Raw genomic sequence first — 16,946 nt, forward strand, 5'->3', positions numbered from 1 at the left:
ATGTCACAAGTCACTGAATCTAAAGTTGCTGCACCGGTGCCTATGACCCCGCTGCAGGAGTTCTGGCACTACTTTAAACGTAATAAAGGCGCAGTCATCGGGCTGGTGTATGTCGTCGTGGTGATGTTTATCGCGATCTTCGCCAACTGGTTGTCGCCGTACAACCCGGCGGATCAGTTCCGTGATTCGCTGCTGGCTCCGCCGTTCTGGCAGGAAGGCGGCAGCTTCGCGCATCTGCTGGGCACCGATGACGTGGGTCGCGACGTGCTCTCACGTCTGATGTACGGCGCGCGCCTGTCGCTGCTGGTGGGTTGTCTGGTAGTGGTGCTGTCGCTGGTGCTGGGGATTGTCCTCGGCCTGGTGGCGGGCTACTTCGGCGGCATCGTCGATAACATCATCATGCGTGTCGTCGACATCATGCTGGCGCTGCCGAGCCTGCTGCTGGCGCTGGTACTGGTGGCGATTTTCGGCCCGTCCATCGGCAACGCCGCGCTGGCGCTGACCTTCGTGGCCCTTCCTCACTACGTGCGCTTGACGCGTGCCGCAGTGCTGGTGGAAGTGAACCGCGACTACGTCACCGCTTCCCGCGTGGCGGGCGCCGGCGCAATGCGCCAGATGTTCGTCAATATTTTCCCAAACTGCCTCGCGCCGCTGATTGTTCAGGCGTCGCTCGGCTTCTCGAACGCCATTCTCGATATGGCCGCTCTTGGCTTCCTTGGCATGGGTGCGCAGCCGCCAACACCGGAGTGGGGCACCATGCTCTCCGATGTGTTGCAGTTCGCGCAAAGCGCCTGGTGGGTCGTGACCTTCCCGGGTCTCGCTATCCTGCTGACGGTGCTGGCATTTAACCTGATGGGCGACGGTCTGCGTGACGCGCTGGATCCCAAACTGAAGCAGTAAGAGGCACGAGATGGCGTTATTAAATGTAGATAAATTATCGGTGCACTTCGGTGACGAAGGCACCCCGTTTCGCGCCGTGGACCGCATCAGCTATAGCGTAAAGCAGGGCGAAGTGGTCGGTATCGTGGGCGAATCCGGCTCCGGTAAATCCGTCAGCTCGCTGGCGATCATGGGGCTGATTGATTACCCGGGCCGCGTGATGGCGGAAAAACTGGAGTTTAACGGTCGCGACCTGAAGCGCATTTCCGAAAAAGAGCGCCGTCAGCTGGTGGGCGCGGAAGTGGCGATGATCTTCCAGGACCCGATGACCAGCCTGAACCCGTGCTACACCGTCGGCTACCAGATTATGGAAGCCATCAAGGTACACCAGGGCGGCAATAAGAAAACGCGCCGTCAGCGGGCCATCGATCTGCTGAATCAGGTCGGTATTCCCGATCCGGCATCGCGCCTGGACGTTTATCCGCACCAGCTTTCCGGCGGGATGAGCCAGCGCGTAATGATCGCGATGGCGATTGCCTGTCGGCCAAAGCTGCTGATCGCCGATGAGCCGACGACGGCGCTCGACGTGACCATTCAGGCGCAGATCATCGAGCTGCTGCTGGAGCTTCAGCAGAAGGAGAACATGGCGCTGGTGCTGATCACTCATGACCTGGCGCTGGTAGCGGAAGCGGCACACAAAATCATCGTGATGTACGCAGGCCAGGTAGTGGAAACCGGGGCCGCGCAGGATATCTTCCGCGCGCCGCGGCATCCATACACCCAGGCGCTGCTGCGCGCGCTGCCGGAATTTGCGCAGGACAAAGCTCGTCTGGCCTCGCTGCCGGGCGTGGTGCCGGGCAAGTATGACCGCCCGAACGGCTGCCTGCTTAACCCGCGCTGCCCGTATGCGACAGACAAATGCCGCACGGTAGAACCTGAACTGAATCTGGTGGACAACGGTCGCCAGTCGAAATGCCACTTCCCACTCGATGATGCCGGGAGGCCAACCCTATGAGTACGCACGAGGCCACCTCGCAGCAGCCGCTGTTGCAGGCTATCGACCTGAAAAAACACTATCCGGTGAAGAAGGGCATGTTTGCTCCGGAGCGCCTGGTAAAAGCCCTTGATGGGGTTTCATTCACCCTTGAGCGCGGGAAAACGCTGGCGGTGGTCGGGGAATCCGGCTGTGGGAAATCCACGCTGGGTCGTCTGCTGACGATGATTGAAGTCCCGACCGGCGGCGAGCTCTACTATCAGGGCCAGGATCTGCTACAGCACGATCCGCACGCCCAGAAGCTGCGTCGTCAGAAGATCCAGATCGTCTTCCAGAACCCGTATGGCTCTCTGAATCCGCGCAAGAAAGTGAGCCAGATTCTGGAAGAGCCGCTGCAAATCAACACTACGCTCAGCAAAGCGGAGCGCCGGGAAAAAGTGCTGGAGATGATGGCGAAAGTCGGCCTGAAAACGGAGCACTACGATCGCTATCCGCACATGTTCTCAGGCGGCCAGCGTCAGCGTATCGCCATCGCGCGTGGTCTGATGCTTGATCCGGACGTGGTGATCGCCGACGAACCCGTGTCTGCGCTCGACGTTTCCGTGCGTGCACAGGTGCTGAACCTGATGATGGATTTGCAGCAGGATATGGGGCTGTCTTATGTCTTCATCTCACACGATTTGTCGGTGGTGGAACACATCGCCGATGAAGTGATGGTGATGTACCTGGGCCGCTGCGTGGAGAAGGGCACTAAGGATCAGATCTTCAACAATCCTCAGCATCCGTACACTCAGGCGTTGCTGTCCGCGACGCCGCGCCTGAACCCGGACGAGCGCCGCGAACGCATTAAGCTGACCGGCGAGCTGCCAAGCCCGCTGAATCCGCCGCCGGGCTGTGCGTTTAACGCGCGCTGCCGTCGTCGTTTCGGGCCGTGCACGCAGCTTCAGCCACAGCTGAAAGACTACGGCGGCCAGCTGGTGGCTTGTTTTGCTGTGGATCAGGATCAAAACGCCGAGAAGCCGCTGGTGTAGCGATTCAGGCTAAAGAAAAAAACCGGAGCCATGTCATGCGCTCCGGTTTTTTTATACGTCGTGATTACTGCGGATAAGGCACCCAGTCGCCGCCGTTCAGGCGCACGTACGGTTTGCCCTGATACTGAATCACCACGGCGTTGGAGTTCTCCGATACCGGCGCGGTTTGCGGCAGGTTACTGGTGTATTCATCCCAGTTCACGCTGTCGGCGGTAAACATCTTGCCGTCGACGGCACGGGCTACCAGTTCCGACACCGCCAGCAGGCTGCTTGGCTGATCGATTTCAATCGCCGCGCCCTGATGCGGTGCCTTCATGCCGAAGAATTTAATGGCCGTTGGCACGTTGGTGATGTGCGGGCTTGGGATATCACGCAGGCCGGAAACCTGCATTTTATCGCCCTTCAGCGCGCCACCGTGTTCCGGCACTATCACTACCATCACTTTGCGGCCCGACTTTTCCAGCTCGTTAAAGAAGGTATTCAGTTCATCGAACATCTTCTGGGCACGCACTTTATAGTCTGCGGTTTTGCTTTGTCCTGCAAAGTGGTTGCCGTCATGCAGCGGCAGAGTGTTGTAGAAGGTCGCGGTGCGGGCACCTGGTTCCTTCAGCTCTCCCTCATTCCAGCGCTGCAATACGGCGAGATCGTCATAGACCGGCGAGCCGTCGAAGGCGACAAGGCTCTGCTGCAAGCCTTTCTGATCCATCAGCGGAGCCTGCATATCGCCGTAGTTGCGCATCTCTTTCAGGAAGTCGCCGAACACGCCGTTGTGGCCGAGCATCAGCTGCGTTTTAAAGCCCAGCGCCGCGAGGTTATCGAACAGGTAGCACTGCTTGCTCGCCGGAGAGTAGAGATCGGTATGCGACGCCTGACCGCAGCTTGCGCGCAGCAGACGAATCGCCGCCGGGCCGCTGTAGGAGGTCGCAGAGTTAAAGTTTTTGAATACGATATCGAAGTGCGACCACAGCGGGTGCTGCATCAGGCCTGCGGCTTCGATGTCATCCCAGGAGAGGGAGCAGATGTTAATCACCAGCAGCTCAAAGGGTTGCGCATCAGCGGGCAGCGAGGCCGGGAAGGGGGTCTGCCGCTTCTGCTCTGCCGCATAGAAGCTCGAAAGCCAGGCGTTCAGGTTAGCTGACGTTGGCGGGGCGGTTTGCGCCGGGATATCGCCAACCACCGGTTTGGCGTTGGCCGTTGCGACGGTGGCTGCCGCGGTCGCGCCTGAGGTCGTTACGGTGCCGGTTGGTTGACCCCCGGGGAACAGCGTAAAGCTCGGGCCGACAAGCGTGATGAAGTTAAGCCAGACCATGATCAGCACGGTAAACACCGTGATGCGCACCCACTGGGATAAAAACAGCCAGGCGACCAGCAGTACGAAGAACAGCCCGACCATCTGCCAGTTGATAAAGCGAGTCACCAGATCAACGAGATACCCCATGCTGAAGCCCGCGACCTCCGAACCCTGGCTCAGGATACTTTCCGGGCCGGGCAGCCAGGTGTCATGCCAGAAGAGGGCGAAGCCTATCGGAATGGCAATCCAGTGGCGGAGCTTGTGCAGCTTGCTGTTGGGGATTGGCAGCAGCAGGAACGCCATAAATACCAGGTTCTGCATGGCGTGAAAATTGAGATAGCCCGCCCACAGCAGGCCGAACTTTGCCAGAAAGTAGAAGTTCCAGCCGGAAAGGCCGCGCCAGTATTGCCAGAATGGCGACGGGGAAACGGCGGTGTGAGTTGGGTTAGTCATCGTTTTGTTTTGCCTTGGCGTTTACTTCCCGGCGCAAAATGCCTGCCGGTTTAACGTAACGGGGTCTGAAAAACATCAACCGGAGGGTGGTTTCAATGCGACGCAGGAAATGACGTGCCATATATCCCAGCGGGAAAAAGATCAGGGCACATAATATAACCAATTGAATAATATCAGTAATTGACATCATATGGGCTCTTCTCCTTGCGCATCAGCCAGGCGTCGTGGTTCCGGGTAGCGCCGCCAGCTGCGGCCATTGTGGATGGCGTTCACTACGGTGTTCTTTTCGGTTGTTAGCGGCAGTGGCGCAGTCCAGCGATCGGCGGTGACCGCCCGCATCTGAACAATTTCTGCGGTGATCTGTTTATCCTCGAACCAGATCACGCGATTGGAGAAAATATCGCCCGTCGGCAAGGGGAAAATGTGGTTCAGGGCGGTGTCCAGATCGTTAATGCGGCAGAAGGTTAAGAACATCACCAGCCGGTTGTCGCCAATGGTCATGATGTCGCCGACGCGGTTGGGGCGGCATAGCGTCAGCGCCTGTTCGACGCGCAGGCCCGGCACGGGGCGCAGCGCCACCATCACCCCTTTATTATCGGCAGGCAGCAGTGGATTGTTCATGATGTTGTGCACGGCCTGGCAGAAGGTGTCCCATTTTTGATAGCCACGCAGTTTCAGCGGCTGAGTCATTGCCAGCAGCGTGCTGATTTCGTCCGGTACGTGGCGCTGGAACTGCTGCTTCTGCACGCTTTCAATCAGCGTCAGGCAGCGCGAGAGAGGGGCGTTCCAGGGGATGACCAGGTTTGCGCCGCAGCCAAGCAGCAGGCGTTCATCCGTAGCGCGCAGGCTTGCGGTAATTTCTCGCACCACAATTTTCATGGCGCTGCCGCGCTGGCGGCGCAGGGTGTGAATATCGTGCGCCAGCTGTTCTATCTGGCTGGTCTGCTCCACGGTGAAAATGACGGTAGCGGCCTGAGCGGAGCGGGCGGCGTTGAAGACGGCATCGTTGGTGTCAAAGACGGACCAGTATTCGGACAGCGGCGGTGCGCCTTCGAGCGCGCTATTGGTCGAGAGCACATCTTTCTCATCGCTGCGTGGCTGAACGACGGCCTCTTGCTGTTCCGCCAGCTGCCAGGTGTTTCCCTTATAGCTCACCTCAAGCTGCTGGCGAGCACTGACGCCTTTTTCATTGGTCCAGAAAGCGATGTCGAAAAGATGGCTGTCGCCCTGAAAACGCAGACTGGCGAGACCGGCGAGAGATTGATATTCCGCCATCAATAGTGAAAGTTGTGAGTCTGTATTGTTACCGGGATTTAAAAGAAGTAACGAGCAACGATAGTATTTGGCCCAGCTCTGGGCATTATTTAGCCATTTCTTGATTTTCTCTGGCCCGATATTCTGCCAGACATCATTGGAGCACAGAAGGATAAATAAATATCCTGTCGGATCTAATGAACAAAGTAGATCCCGGCGTAGCGAGTATAGACCACTTTCATTTTTTGGCATGTTGAAAAGACGTATTTTTTCAGGACCGTGAGATGCATTTAGTTTTACTATCTTGTGCGGCTTTTCCCCCATTGTAATCGCGGCGATTTTGGCGGCAGAAGGCTGTGCCGAAATCGTCTGATTCATCAGGTTCACGGCATCTTCGCGACGTTCAACATTAATCCACCACACGCCACCCAGCGGCATATGACTGACTTCGTCCCATAAGGACTGGATTCCAAGTGAAAATACAGGGTCCACGGTGTCCCTCGTGTGCAAATATGGCTATCTATTAGTTTACTAGCAAAAGGGTCAGATTAAACCTAACATTGAAATTAAAGAGTAACAGATTTAGCATGTAAACGAATTTCCTGGTCGGACATAGTGTATCTAAAAGGTGAACTCGTGTTTTGGTTTCTTGAGTCCGGGAAATGTCCGCCACGTTTATCCAAGTACTGTCCGATAAAGGGTCAATGATATGTCTGAAAATGAACTCCGGACACCGTCAGATACTACGCCTGGTTACACCTTCCAAAATGATTTTTTGGCTTTAAGTCGGGCATTTTCATTGCCTGAAATAGATTACACCGATATTTCCCAACGCGAGCACCTCGCCGCCGCATTCAAGCGTTGGCCATTGCTGGCAGAGTTTGCGGAACAAAAATAAGGAAGCCAGAATGGCCATTTTGGGTTTGCAGGGCCTGCGAGGCGGCACGGGAACGACGTCGCTGACCGCCGCGCTTGGCTGGGCACTACAGATGCTTGGCGAGTCCGTCATCGTGATGGATGCCTGCCCGGACAACATGCTGCGCTTTTTTTTCAACGATGATATTGCCCATCGCGACGGCTGGGCGCGTGCGCTTTTAGACAATAAAGAGTGGCGTGATACGGGGATGGGGTACACTTCTCAGCTCGATTTTCTCCCTTTTGGTCAGCTATCTGTTACGGAACGCGTAAATATCCCTCTTTTGTCCCCGCTGAACCAGGCTGCAGAGATTGTGCGGACGCTGCAAAAACAGCGCCCGCATCAGTGGTTACTCATCGACCTGCCTCATGAAGTGACGCCATGGACGCCGCCGCTCGTCGAAGCCTGTCAGCACGTACTGACGATCGTTAATCCAGATGCCAACGCCCATATTCGCCTGCATCAGCAGGCGTTACCTAAACACGGGCACATTCTTATCAACGATTTGCGTATCGGTAGCCATATTCAGGATGACCTGTACCGTATCTGGCTCCAGAGCCAGCCGCGCATGCTGCCGGTGGTCGTTCATCGGGATGAAGCCATTGCCGAATGCCTGGCTGCGAAGCAGCCGCTGGGTGAATATCGCAGCGATGCTCTGGCGGCGGAAGAGGTCGTCACACTCGCTAACTGGTGCCTGATGCACTATGCCGGCATGCATGCAGGCGTGGAGCAGACAACATGATTCGCCTCACCGCTCTGCTGCTGGCCCCTGAAGCCGGGGCGCGGTTGCGTGCGCGTTACCTTGACTACCGTCAACATAAAGCCTCGTGGCTCGCGGCGACGATGGGCTGCCTGTGGGTGGCACTGGCCTGGATCTTCCTCCCCCTGGAACTCCCGCGCTGGCAGCGCATTCGTGCAAACCATGCCGCATTTTATCCGCACATTAACGCCCATCGCCCGCGGCCTCTCGACCCGCTGCGCTATCTGTTGCAAAGCCTGTGGCTGGTGGTGACCCGGCCCGTTGACGAGAAGAAAAATGTCGACTGGAAAAGGCTGAAAACCATGACCAGCGCGCGTGGGCGCTACCATCAATGGATGGAAGATTTGCCTGAAAGGATGAGCAAGAAAACTGCCCACCTTGACCATAAAAAAGAGCTGGCGCACGTCAACCCAAAAACGCGAAAAATCATTCTTGGGGTTGTGGTGTTCTGTTCACTGCTGCTGGCGTTGGTCTGCGTGACGCAGCCGTTTAACCCGCTGTCGCAGTTTATCTTCCTGCTGCTGCTGTGGGGCGTGGCGCTGCTGGTACGCCGGATGCCGGGGCGCTTCTCGGCGCTGATGCTGGTGGTGCTGTCGCTTACGGTCTCCTGCCGCTACATCTGGTGGCGCTACACCTCGACGCTGAACTGGAATGACCCCGTGAGCCTGGTGTGCGGCCTGACTCTGCTGTTCGCCGAGACTTACGCCTGGATAGTGCTGGTGCTCGGGTATTTCCAGGTTATCTGGCCGCTGAACCGCATGCCGGTGCCGCTGCCGAAAGACATGGCGCTTTGGCCGTCGGTGGATATCTTCATCCCGACCTATAACGAAGACCTGAACGTGGTGAAAAACACCGTGTACGCGTCGCTCGGGATTGACTGGCCGAAAGACAAACTCAAAATCTGGATCCTCGACGACGGTGGGCGTGAAGAGTTTCGCCAGTTCGCCAAAGACGTTGAAGTGGAATACGTTGCGCGAACGACCCATGAGCATGCAAAAGCAGGCAACATCAATAACGCGCTGAAGCTGGCGAAAGGGGAGCTTGTTTCCATCTTCGACTGTGACCACGTGCCGACGCGCTCCTTCCTGCAAATGACCGTCGGCTGGTTCCTGAAGGACAAAAAACTGGGCGTCATGCAGACGCCGCATCACTTTTTCTCTCCCGATCCGTTTGAACGTAACCTCGGGCGCTTCCGTAAAACGCCCAACGAAGGCACGTTGTTCTACGGCCTGGTGCAGGACGGCAATGACATGTGGGATGCGACGTTCTTCTGTGGTTCCTGCGCGGTGATCCGCCGTGGGCCGCTGGATGAAGTCGGTGGTATCGCCGTGGAGACTGTTACCGAAGATGCGCACACGTCGCTGCGTTTACACCGTCGTGGCTATACCTCTGCCTACATGCGTATTCCACAGGCGGCGGGGCTGGCGACAGAAAGCCTGTCAGCACACATTGGCCAGCGTATTCGCTGGGCGCGCGGGATGGTGCAAATTTTCCGTATGGATAACCCGCTGTTTGGTAAAGGCCTGAAGTGGCCACAGCGCCTCTGCTATGCCAACGCCATGCTCCACTTCCTCTCCGGCGTGCCGCGGCTTATCTTCCTGACCGCGCCGCTGGCGTTTCTGCTGCTGCATGCCTACATCATTTACGCACCGGCGCTGATGATTGCTCTTTTCGTCCTGCCGCACATGATTCATGCGAGCCTCACCAACTCGAAGATTCAGGGCAAATACCGCCACTCGTTCTGGAGTGAAATCTACGAAACCGTACTGGCCTGGTACATCGCGCCGCCGACCATTGTGGCGTTGATTAACCCGAAAATCGGCACTTTTAACGTGACGGCGAAGGGCGGCCTGGTGAAAGAGGAGTATGTCGACTGGGTGATTTCACGGCCCTATCTCCTGCTGGTTATCCTCAACCTGGTTGGCGTAGCCATGGGCATCTGGCGTTATTTTACCGGTCCTGAGAATGAAATTTTGACCGTCTGGGTCAGTATCGTGTGGGTGTTCTATAACCTGATTATCCTCGGCGGCGCGGTGGCGGTGTCCGTGGAAAGCAAACAGGTGCGTCGTTCCCACCGCGTCGAGATGAGAATGCCGGCGGCGATTGCCCGCGAAGACGGACATCTCTTCTCCTGTACGCTGCATGATTTTTCTGACGGCGGCGTCGGCCTGAAAATTAACGGTAAGGCGCAGGTGCTGGAAGGACAGAACGTCAGCCTGCTGCTCAAACGCGGCCAGCAGGAGTACGCCTTCCCGATGCAGGTCACTCGTGTATTCGGTAGCGAAGTTGGCCTGAAGCTGCTGCCGATGTCGACGCAGCAGCATATTGATTTTGTTCAGTGTACGTTCGCCCGCGCCGATACCTGGGCGCTGTGGCAGGACAGCTATCCGGAAGACAAACCGCTGGAAAGCATGCTGGACATTTTGAAACTGGGGTTCCGTGGCTATCGCCACCTTGCGGAGTTCGCGCCGCCTTCGGTGAAATTTATCTTCCGATCGCTTCTCTCTCTCGTCGCCTGGATTGTCTCTTTCATACCGCGTCGCCCGGAGCGCAGCGCGGTAACGACACTCCGTGAACCGGCACTGGCTCAACAATGATGACTATACGATGAAAAGAAAACTTTCCTGGATGTGCGCAGCGGCTGTGGGCATGAGCGCTTTGGTCCCCGTGACTACCTTCTCTGAAACTACGGTGGCGACCCCCGCGACGGTCGACCCCACTATTACCGACCCTGCGGCGGTCAATGCTGACGCCGCTACCGCACCTGCGGTGGTTGAAAGCTCTCCGTCGCGGGACGTGAAGCTCAGCTTTGCGCAGATTGCGCCCGCGCCGGGCAGCATGGTGCTGAGAGGCTCAAACCCAACCGGTTCGGTGCAGTTTGGCACCCGCAGCGATGAGGTGGTGTCGAAAGCGCTGCTGAACCTCGTCTATACGCCATCGCCATCGTTGCTGCCGGTGCAGTCGCAGTTGAAGGTTTATCTCAACGAAGAGTTGATGGGTGTCCTGCCTGTCACCAAAGAGCAGCTGGGCAAAAAAGTGATGGCTCAGGTGCCGGTCGATCCGCTCTACATTACCGACCTGAACACCGTGCGGCTGGAGTTTGTCGGCCACTACCGCGACGTATGTGAAAACCCGGCCAGCACCACGCTGTGGCTGGATGTGGCGCGTAACACCTCGCTGGATTTGACCCTCCAGCAGCTGGACGTGAAAAACGACCTGTCCCACTTCCCGATCCCGTTTTTCGACGCCCGCGACAATCGCCAGCTCAATCTCCCGATGGTCTTTGCAGGCGCGCCTGACAGCACTCAGCAAAAAGCCGCGGCGGTCATCGCCTCCTGGTTTGGCGCACGAGCAGGCTGGCGCGGGCAGACGTTCCCGGTGCTGTATAACCAGCTGCCGGACAGAAACGCCATCGTCTTCGCCACCAACGATAAGCGCCCGGACTTCCTGCGTGATTATCCGCAGGTGCAGGCTCCAACCATCCAGATGATTAACAACCCTGAAAAGCCATATCTGAAGCTGCTGGTGATTTTCGGGCGTGACGACAAAGACCTGCTCCAGGCGGCGGAAGGTATTGCGGCGGGTAATATTCTGTTCCGTGGCGACACCGTCACCGTCGACGAAGTGAAGTCGCTGCTGGCGCGTAAACCCTACGATGCGCCGAACTGGGTGCGCACCGACCGCCCGGTCACCTTCGGCGAACTGAAAACTTACGATCAGCAGCTGCAGTCCAGCGGGCTTGAACCGGCGTCGATCACCCTGTCGTTAAATCTGCCACCGGATCTCTATCTGATGCGCAGCAACGGCATCGATATGGATCTGAAATATCGCTACACCCAGCCGGCTATCAAAGACAGCTCGCGGATGGATATCAACCTCAATAACCAGTTCCTGCAGTCGTATAACCTGAGCAGCAGCGATGAAACGAAGGGCCTGCTGCTGCGTCTGCCGATTGTGCAGGGGCTGCTGGACGGCAAAAATGAAGTATCGATCCCGGCGCTGCGCCTGGGGGCCGCCAACCAGCTGCGCTTCGACTTCCAGTACATGAACCCGATGCCCGGCGGAACCATTGAGAACTGTATAACCTTCCAGCCGGTGAAAAATAACGTAGTAATTGGTGACGATTCCACGATCGATTTTTCTGACTACTATCACTTCCTGGCGATGCCGGATCTGCGTTCGTTTGCCAACGCGGGCTTCCCGTTCAGCCGCATGGCGGATCTCTCCGATACGCTCATCGTGATGCCGAAGGATCCGACGCAGGGCCAGGTCAGCACGATGCTGGACACCGTAGCAACCATCGGCGGCCAGGTCGGTCTGACCGGCGCAAACCTGAAGCTGACCGACGATCCTGTCGAGATGCAAAAGCATGATGCAGACATCCTGCTCATCGGTAAGATCCCGGAAAAACTGAAAGACGACCGCCATATCGACCTGCTGGTCAATGCTACCCAGAGCTGGGTGAAAACGCCGCAGCGGCATAACGAGCTGGCCTCGGTAAGGCTCGACGATGACGAACGTCAGCCGATGGCGCAGGCTACCGTCAGTTCGAAAGGCCCGATGGCCGCGATCGTTGGCTTCCAGTCGCCGTACCACGATCAGCGCAGCGTCATCGCCCTGATGGCCGACAGCCCGCGCGGCTTTGAGCTGTTGAACGATGCACTGAACGACAGCGGCAAGCGTGCGGCGATGTTTGGCTCCGTTTCGGTGATTCGTGAGTCCGGTGTGAACAGTCTGCGCGTGGGCGATGTCTATTACGTTGGCCATCTGCCGTGGTATGAGCGCGTGTGGTTTGCGCTCTCCAACCACCCGATTTTATTGTCCATTCTTGCGGCGCTGAGCGTTGTGCTGCTGGCGTGGGTGCTGTGGCGACTGCTGCGTATCCTGAGCCGCCGCCGCCTGGATCCGGATGATGAGTAAAAGATGATGAAAGGCGTACGCCAGGGATCCCTCGCGCTACTTCTGCTGGCTACGTTGCAGGCCTCAGCCGCCTGCGACTGGCCCGCGTGGGAGCAGTTTAAACAGGATTATATCAGCGACGGCGGCCGGGTGATTGACCCGAGCGACGCCCGCAAAATTACCACTTCGGAAGGGCAGAGCTACGCGCTGTTCTTTGCCCTGGCCGCCAACGATCGTGAGGCGTTCGCCTCGCTGTTCAACTGGACGCAGAACAATCTGGCGGAGGGCGATTTAAAAGCGCGTCTGCCCGGCTGGCTGTGGGGCAAAAAAGGGAACGACAGCTGGACGGTGCTCGACGGCAATTCCGCGTCTGACGCCGACGTCTGGATTGCCTGGTCGCTGCTGGAAGCAGGCCGCCTGTGGAAGATGCCGGACTACACCGCGACCGGCAAAGCGCTGCTGTCGCGTATTGCCAGTGAAGAAGTGGTGAAGGTGCCGGGGCTGGGTTCAATGCTGCTGCCGGGCAAGGTCGGCTTCGCGGATGACGCGGGCTGGCGCTTCAATCCCAGCTATCTTCCGCCGCAGCTTGCCAGCTACTTCGTACGCTTCGGCGCGCCGTGGAATGCGCTGCAGGCCACCAATTTACGCCTGCTGCTGGAAACCGCACCGAAAGGCTACTCGCCCAACTGGGTGCGCTTTGACAAGAAAAAAGGCTGGCAGCTGAAGCAGGACAAGACGCTTGTTGGCAGCTATGACGCCATCCGCGTTTATCTGTGGACCGGCATGCTTAATGATGCCGATCCGCACAAGGCGCGGCTGCTGGCGAAGTTCAGGCCGATGGCGACCCAAACAGAAAAGGCGGGGCTACCGCCTGAAAAAATTGATATTGCCACCGGGAAGATGGAGGGCAACGGCCCGGTGGGCTTCTCTGCCTCGCTGCTGCCGTTTCTGCAAAATCGCGATGCCCAGGCGGTACAACGCCAGCGTGTCGCCGATCGTTTCCCCGGCAATGACGCCTATTACAGCTATGTTCTGACCCTGTTCGGGCAAGGATGGGATCAACATCGTTTTCGTTTCACCGCCCGCGGTGAACTTCTACCTGACTGGGGCCAGGAATGCGTAAGTTCTCATTAAGTTTACTCAGCCTTTCGCTCGGCATGACGCTGATGCCCCTGGCGCACGCCGATTCGTCGGCGCAACAGCAGCTGCTGAACCAGGTACGTCTTGGCGAGGCGGCTAAACGTGACGATTTGGTGCGCCAGTCGCTCTACCGTCTTGAGCTGATTGCGCCGGATGACCCGCAGGTGATTGCCGCCCGCATGCGCTATGAGCTGCGCCAGGGCGATACCGCGGGCGCGAAAAAGCAGCTCGATCGTCTCAAAACCCTCGCGCCGGATTCTGATGCCTATAAAACCTCGCTGAGCGAGATGCAGATATCCAGCGGTGATGGCCGTCAGGCGCTGCAGCAGGCGCGTTTGCAGGTCACAACCGGGCATATCCCTGAGGGGATCGCGCTGTATGACAAGCTGTTCAACGGCACGCCGCCGGATGGCGATTTGGCCGTCGAGTACTGGACGGCGGTGGCGGGTTTGCCGGCCCGCCATAACGAAGCGGTCAATAAACTCAAAGCCCTGAATGCCCGATCGCCGGGCAACGTCCAGCTACAGACGACGCTTGCCAAAATGCTGTTCAGAGATAATCGCAACGACGAAGGCTACACAGTGCTTGAGCAGATGGCGAAGTCTAACGCCGGGCGCGGCACGGCGGCAGACATCTGGTACGATCAAATCAAAAACCAGCCGGTCAGCGACGCCAGCGTGAAATCCCTCCAGCGTTTTCTGACGCTCTTCACCACCGGCGACCTGGCCGACGAAGCGCGCGGGCAGCTTGCGGATCAGCAAAAACAGCTCGCCGATCCGGTGTTCCATGCCAAAGCGCAGCAGCAGGCGAAAGCCGCAGAAGTGGCGAAAGTGGAAGCCAGCAAGCCGCAGGCCTGGCAAATCGTCTGGCCGCTGATTCGCAAAGGCGATGCGGCGCTCAAAACAAATCATCTCGATCAGGCACAGCGTTTTTATCAGCAGGCGCAGCGCGTGGACGGCAGCAACAGCTACGCGGTGCTGGGGCTTGGCGATGTGGCGATGGCGCGCAAAGACAGCGCTTCGGCCGAGCGCTACTACCAGCAGGCTTTGCGCCTGGACCGTACCAACAGCAGCGCGGTGCGTGGCCTGGCGAATATTTATCGCGGCGAGTCGCCGGAAAAGGCGACGGCGTTTATTAACGGGCTTTCCGCCAGCCAGCGTAAAAGCATTGACGATATCGAGCGCAGCCTCACTAATGACCGCCTGTCGCAGCAGGCTGAAGCGCTGGAAAGCCAGGGACGCTGGGCGCAGGCGGCGGAAATTCAGCGTCGTCGGCTGGCCCTCAACCCCGGCGATGTGTGGGTAACGTATCGCCTGGCAAAAGATCTCGCCAGCGCCGGGCAGCGCAGCGAAGCGGATAATTTAATGCTGAATCTGGCGAGGCAGAAATCGGGCGATCCGGATCAGGTCTATGCGTACAGCCTGTATCTTTCCGGCAACGGGCAGGATATGGCTGCGCTGTCGCATCTCAACCGGCTTCCGAAGAGCCAGTGGAACGATAACATTCGGGAGCTGGACAACCGGTTACAGGCCGATCGGATCCTGCAAAAAGCCAACCTTTTACGGGATAACGGCCATGAAGAGCGGGCGATTGCTCTGCTGAAACAGCAGCCTCCGTCCACGCGGTTTGATTTGACGCTGGCGGACTGGGCGCAGCAGCGCGGCGATACGGGCACCGCCGTCACTCAGTACAGCGCGGTACTGGCGAAAGAGGCCACTAACGACGATGCTCGTCTTGGCCTTGCAGAAGTGTATGCCGCCGATGGCAATCAGGTTGCGGCTCGTGAACAACTGGCCCACATTAAAATCCCTGCCGCGAATGAGACGCCATCTCTCAACACGCAGCGCCGCATGGCAATGGTGAATGCCAGCGTTGGCGATAATGCGAAAGCACAGCAAATCTTCAACAGCATTGTGCCGCAGGCCAAAGCGCAACCCGCCTCCATGGAGAATGCGCTGGTGCTGCGCGATAATGCGCGTTTCCAGGTCGGGAGCGGCGATCCTCAGCGGGCGCTGGAAGGCTATAAAGATGCAATGGTTGCCGCTGGCATCACGCCAACCCGACCTCAGGATAACGACAGCTTTACCCGCCTGACCCGCAACGACCCAAAAGACGACTGGCTTAAGCGCGGCGTGCGCAGCGATGCCGCCGATCTCTATCGTCAGCAGGACGTGAACGTGACCCTGGAGCACAACTACTGGGGCTCCAGCGGTACCGGCGGCTATTCGGATCTCAAAGCGCACACCACCCTGCTTCAGGTGGACGCGCCGCTGGCGGATGGCCGGATGTTCTTCCGCAGCGATTACGTCAACATGAACGCCGGGAATTTCTCTACCGAAAGCGGCGGCGGCTATTCGCCGAAGTGGGGTACCTGTTCTGAACTGACCTGTTTTGGCGGCGACAAGAGCCAGAGCGACAGGGGCGCGAGCGTTGCAGTAGGCTGGCGCAACGATACCTGGAACATGGATATCGGCACCACGCCGATGGGCTTCGACGTGGTCGATGTGGTCGGCGGCCTGAGCTACAGCGACAGCATTGGCTCCCTCGGCTATACGCTGGAAGGCCACCGCCGTCCGATCTCCAGCTCGCTGCTGGCGTTTGGCGGGCAGAAAGATCCTAATACCGGCACTACCTGGGGCGGCGTGCGCGCCAATGGCGGCGGCGTCAGCCTGAGCTACGACAAAGGCGAAGCCAACGGCGTCTGGGCTTCCTTAAGCGCCGACACGCTGACCGGTAAAAACGTGGAAGATAACTGGCGCGCTCGCTGGATGGCGGGGTATTACTACAAAGTCATCAACGAAAACGATCGCCGGGTCACCGTCGGCCTGAGCAACATGATCTGGCACTACGACAAAGACCTCAGCGGCTACACGCTCGGCCAGGGTGGGTATTACAGCCCGCAGCAGTATCTGTCGTTTGCGGTACCGGTGAACTGGCGTCAGCGTACGGAAAACTGGTCCTGGGAGCTTGGCGGTTCGGTATCATGGTCACACTCGAAGACCAACGCCCAGGCGCGTTATCCGCTGCAAAACCTGCTGCCCGCCAATTTTGAAGGCGGCAACATCGTGGATGAAGGCAGCAGCAGTAGCGGCACCGGCTACACGGCCCACGCGCTTATCGAGCGGCGCGTGACGTCGAACTGGTTTGTCGGCGCGGCGATAGATATTCAGCAGGCGAAGGATTACACCCCAAGCCATGCGTTACTGTATGTGCGTTATTCTGCCGCGGGCTGGCAGGGGGATATGGATCTCCCGCCGCAGCCGTTAATCCCTTACGCGGACTGGTAAACAGATTCGCCTTAAATACGTTTTCTGCCATCCCGATGAGCA

Annotated in this window: 12 protein-coding genes; 9 read left to right on the top strand and 3 right to left on the bottom strand. The window is 58.1% G+C overall.

Annotated features, from left to right (window positions below; all coding sequences use genetic code 11):
* From dppC to dppF, 3 genes are read left to right on the top strand one after another with little or no spacing between them, the layout of a single operon-like run.
* Positions 1-900, top strand: a complete 900-nt coding sequence (gene dppC, locus RTU33_RS09305) for a dipeptide ABC transporter permease DppC (RefSeq protein ID WP_312626843.1) — start codon at positions 1-3, stop codon at positions 898-900.
* Positions 901-910: 10 nt separating this feature from the next.
* Positions 911-1,894 carry a dipeptide ABC transporter ATP-binding protein gene (gene dppD / locus RTU33_RS09310; RefSeq protein ID WP_312626844.1) on the top strand — a complete coding sequence of 328 codons (984 nt, stop codon included), beginning with the start codon at positions 911-913 and terminating at the stop codon, positions 1,892-1,894.
* Positions 1,891-2,904 (top strand): dipeptide ABC transporter ATP-binding subunit DppF, encoded by a 1,014-nt coding sequence (dppF, locus tag RTU33_RS09315; protein ID WP_312626845.1) that lies wholly within the window; start codon positions 1,891-1,893, stop codon positions 2,902-2,904. Before dppD ends, dppF begins: the two co-directional genes overlap by 4 nt.
* Positions 2,905-2,968: 64 nt before the next feature.
* Here dppF and bcsG read toward each other — a convergent pair whose 3' ends face one another.
* From bcsG to bcsE, 3 genes are read right to left on the bottom strand one after another with little or no spacing between them, the layout of a single operon-like run.
* Complete coding sequence (gene bcsG, locus RTU33_RS09320; RefSeq protein ID WP_312626846.1) at positions 2,969-4,648, bottom strand: cellulose biosynthesis protein BcsG; 1,680 nt, start codon at positions 4,646-4,648, stop codon at positions 2,969-2,971.
* Positions 4,641-4,838 carry a cellulose biosynthesis protein BcsF gene (gene bcsF / locus RTU33_RS09325; RefSeq protein WP_312626848.1) on the bottom strand — a complete coding sequence of 66 codons (198 nt, stop codon included), beginning with the start codon at positions 4,836-4,838 and terminating at the stop codon, positions 4,641-4,643. Before bcsF ends, bcsG begins: the two co-directional genes overlap by 8 nt.
* Positions 4,835-6,394 carry a cellulose biosynthesis protein BcsE gene (bcsE, locus tag RTU33_RS09330; RefSeq protein WP_312626849.1) on the bottom strand — a complete coding sequence of 520 codons (1,560 nt, stop codon included), beginning with the start codon at positions 6,392-6,394 and terminating at the stop codon, positions 4,835-4,837. The genes bcsF and bcsE overlap by 4 nt, the downstream gene beginning before the upstream one ends.
* Positions 6,395-6,611: 217 nt before the next feature.
* On the opposite strand from bcsE, the gene bcsR reads away from it, so the two are divergent.
* The 6 genes from bcsR to bcsC are packed head-to-tail and all read left to right on the top strand — an operon-like array spanning position 6,612 to position 16,904.
* Positions 6,612-6,800, top strand: coding sequence for a cellulose biosynthesis protein BcsR (bcsR, locus tag RTU33_RS09335; RefSeq protein WP_312626850.1), 189 nt, complete (start codon positions 6,612-6,614; stop codon positions 6,798-6,800).
* Between the two features lie 10 nt (positions 6,801-6,810).
* Positions 6,811-7,560: a cellulose biosynthesis protein BcsQ gene (gene bcsQ, locus RTU33_RS09340; RefSeq protein WP_312626851.1), complete on the top strand. Its 750-nt coding sequence runs from the start codon at positions 6,811-6,813 to the stop codon at positions 7,558-7,560.
* On the top strand, positions 7,557-10,175 hold the full coding sequence (gene bcsA, locus RTU33_RS09345; protein ID WP_312626852.1) for a UDP-forming cellulose synthase catalytic subunit: 2,619 nt from the start codon (positions 7,557-7,559) through the stop codon (positions 10,173-10,175). Before bcsQ ends, bcsA begins: the two co-directional genes overlap by 4 nt.
* A gap of 10 nt (positions 10,176-10,185) precedes the next feature.
* On the top strand, positions 10,186-12,498 hold the full coding sequence (gene bcsB / locus RTU33_RS09350) for a cellulose biosynthesis cyclic di-GMP-binding regulatory protein BcsB (protein WP_312626853.1): 2,313 nt from the start codon (positions 10,186-10,188) through the stop codon (positions 12,496-12,498).
* A 6-nt stretch (positions 12,499-12,504) separates the two neighbouring features.
* A complete protein-coding gene (bcsZ, locus tag RTU33_RS09355) occupies positions 12,505-13,611 on the top strand; it encodes a cellulose synthase complex periplasmic endoglucanase BcsZ (protein WP_312626957.1) in 1,107 nt (368 codons plus the stop codon).
* Positions 13,593-16,904 (top strand): cellulose synthase complex outer membrane protein BcsC, encoded by a 3,312-nt coding sequence (gene bcsC / locus RTU33_RS09360; RefSeq protein ID WP_312626854.1) that lies wholly within the window; start codon positions 13,593-13,595, stop codon positions 16,902-16,904. Before bcsZ ends, bcsC begins: the two co-directional genes overlap by 19 nt.
* The last annotated feature ends 42 nt before the right edge of the window (positions 16,905-16,946 follow it).

Origin of the sequence: Scandinavium sp., from assembly GCF_032012665.1 — a bacterium.
Lineage (GTDB): Bacteria > Pseudomonadota > Gammaproteobacteria > Enterobacterales > Enterobacteriaceae > Scandinavium.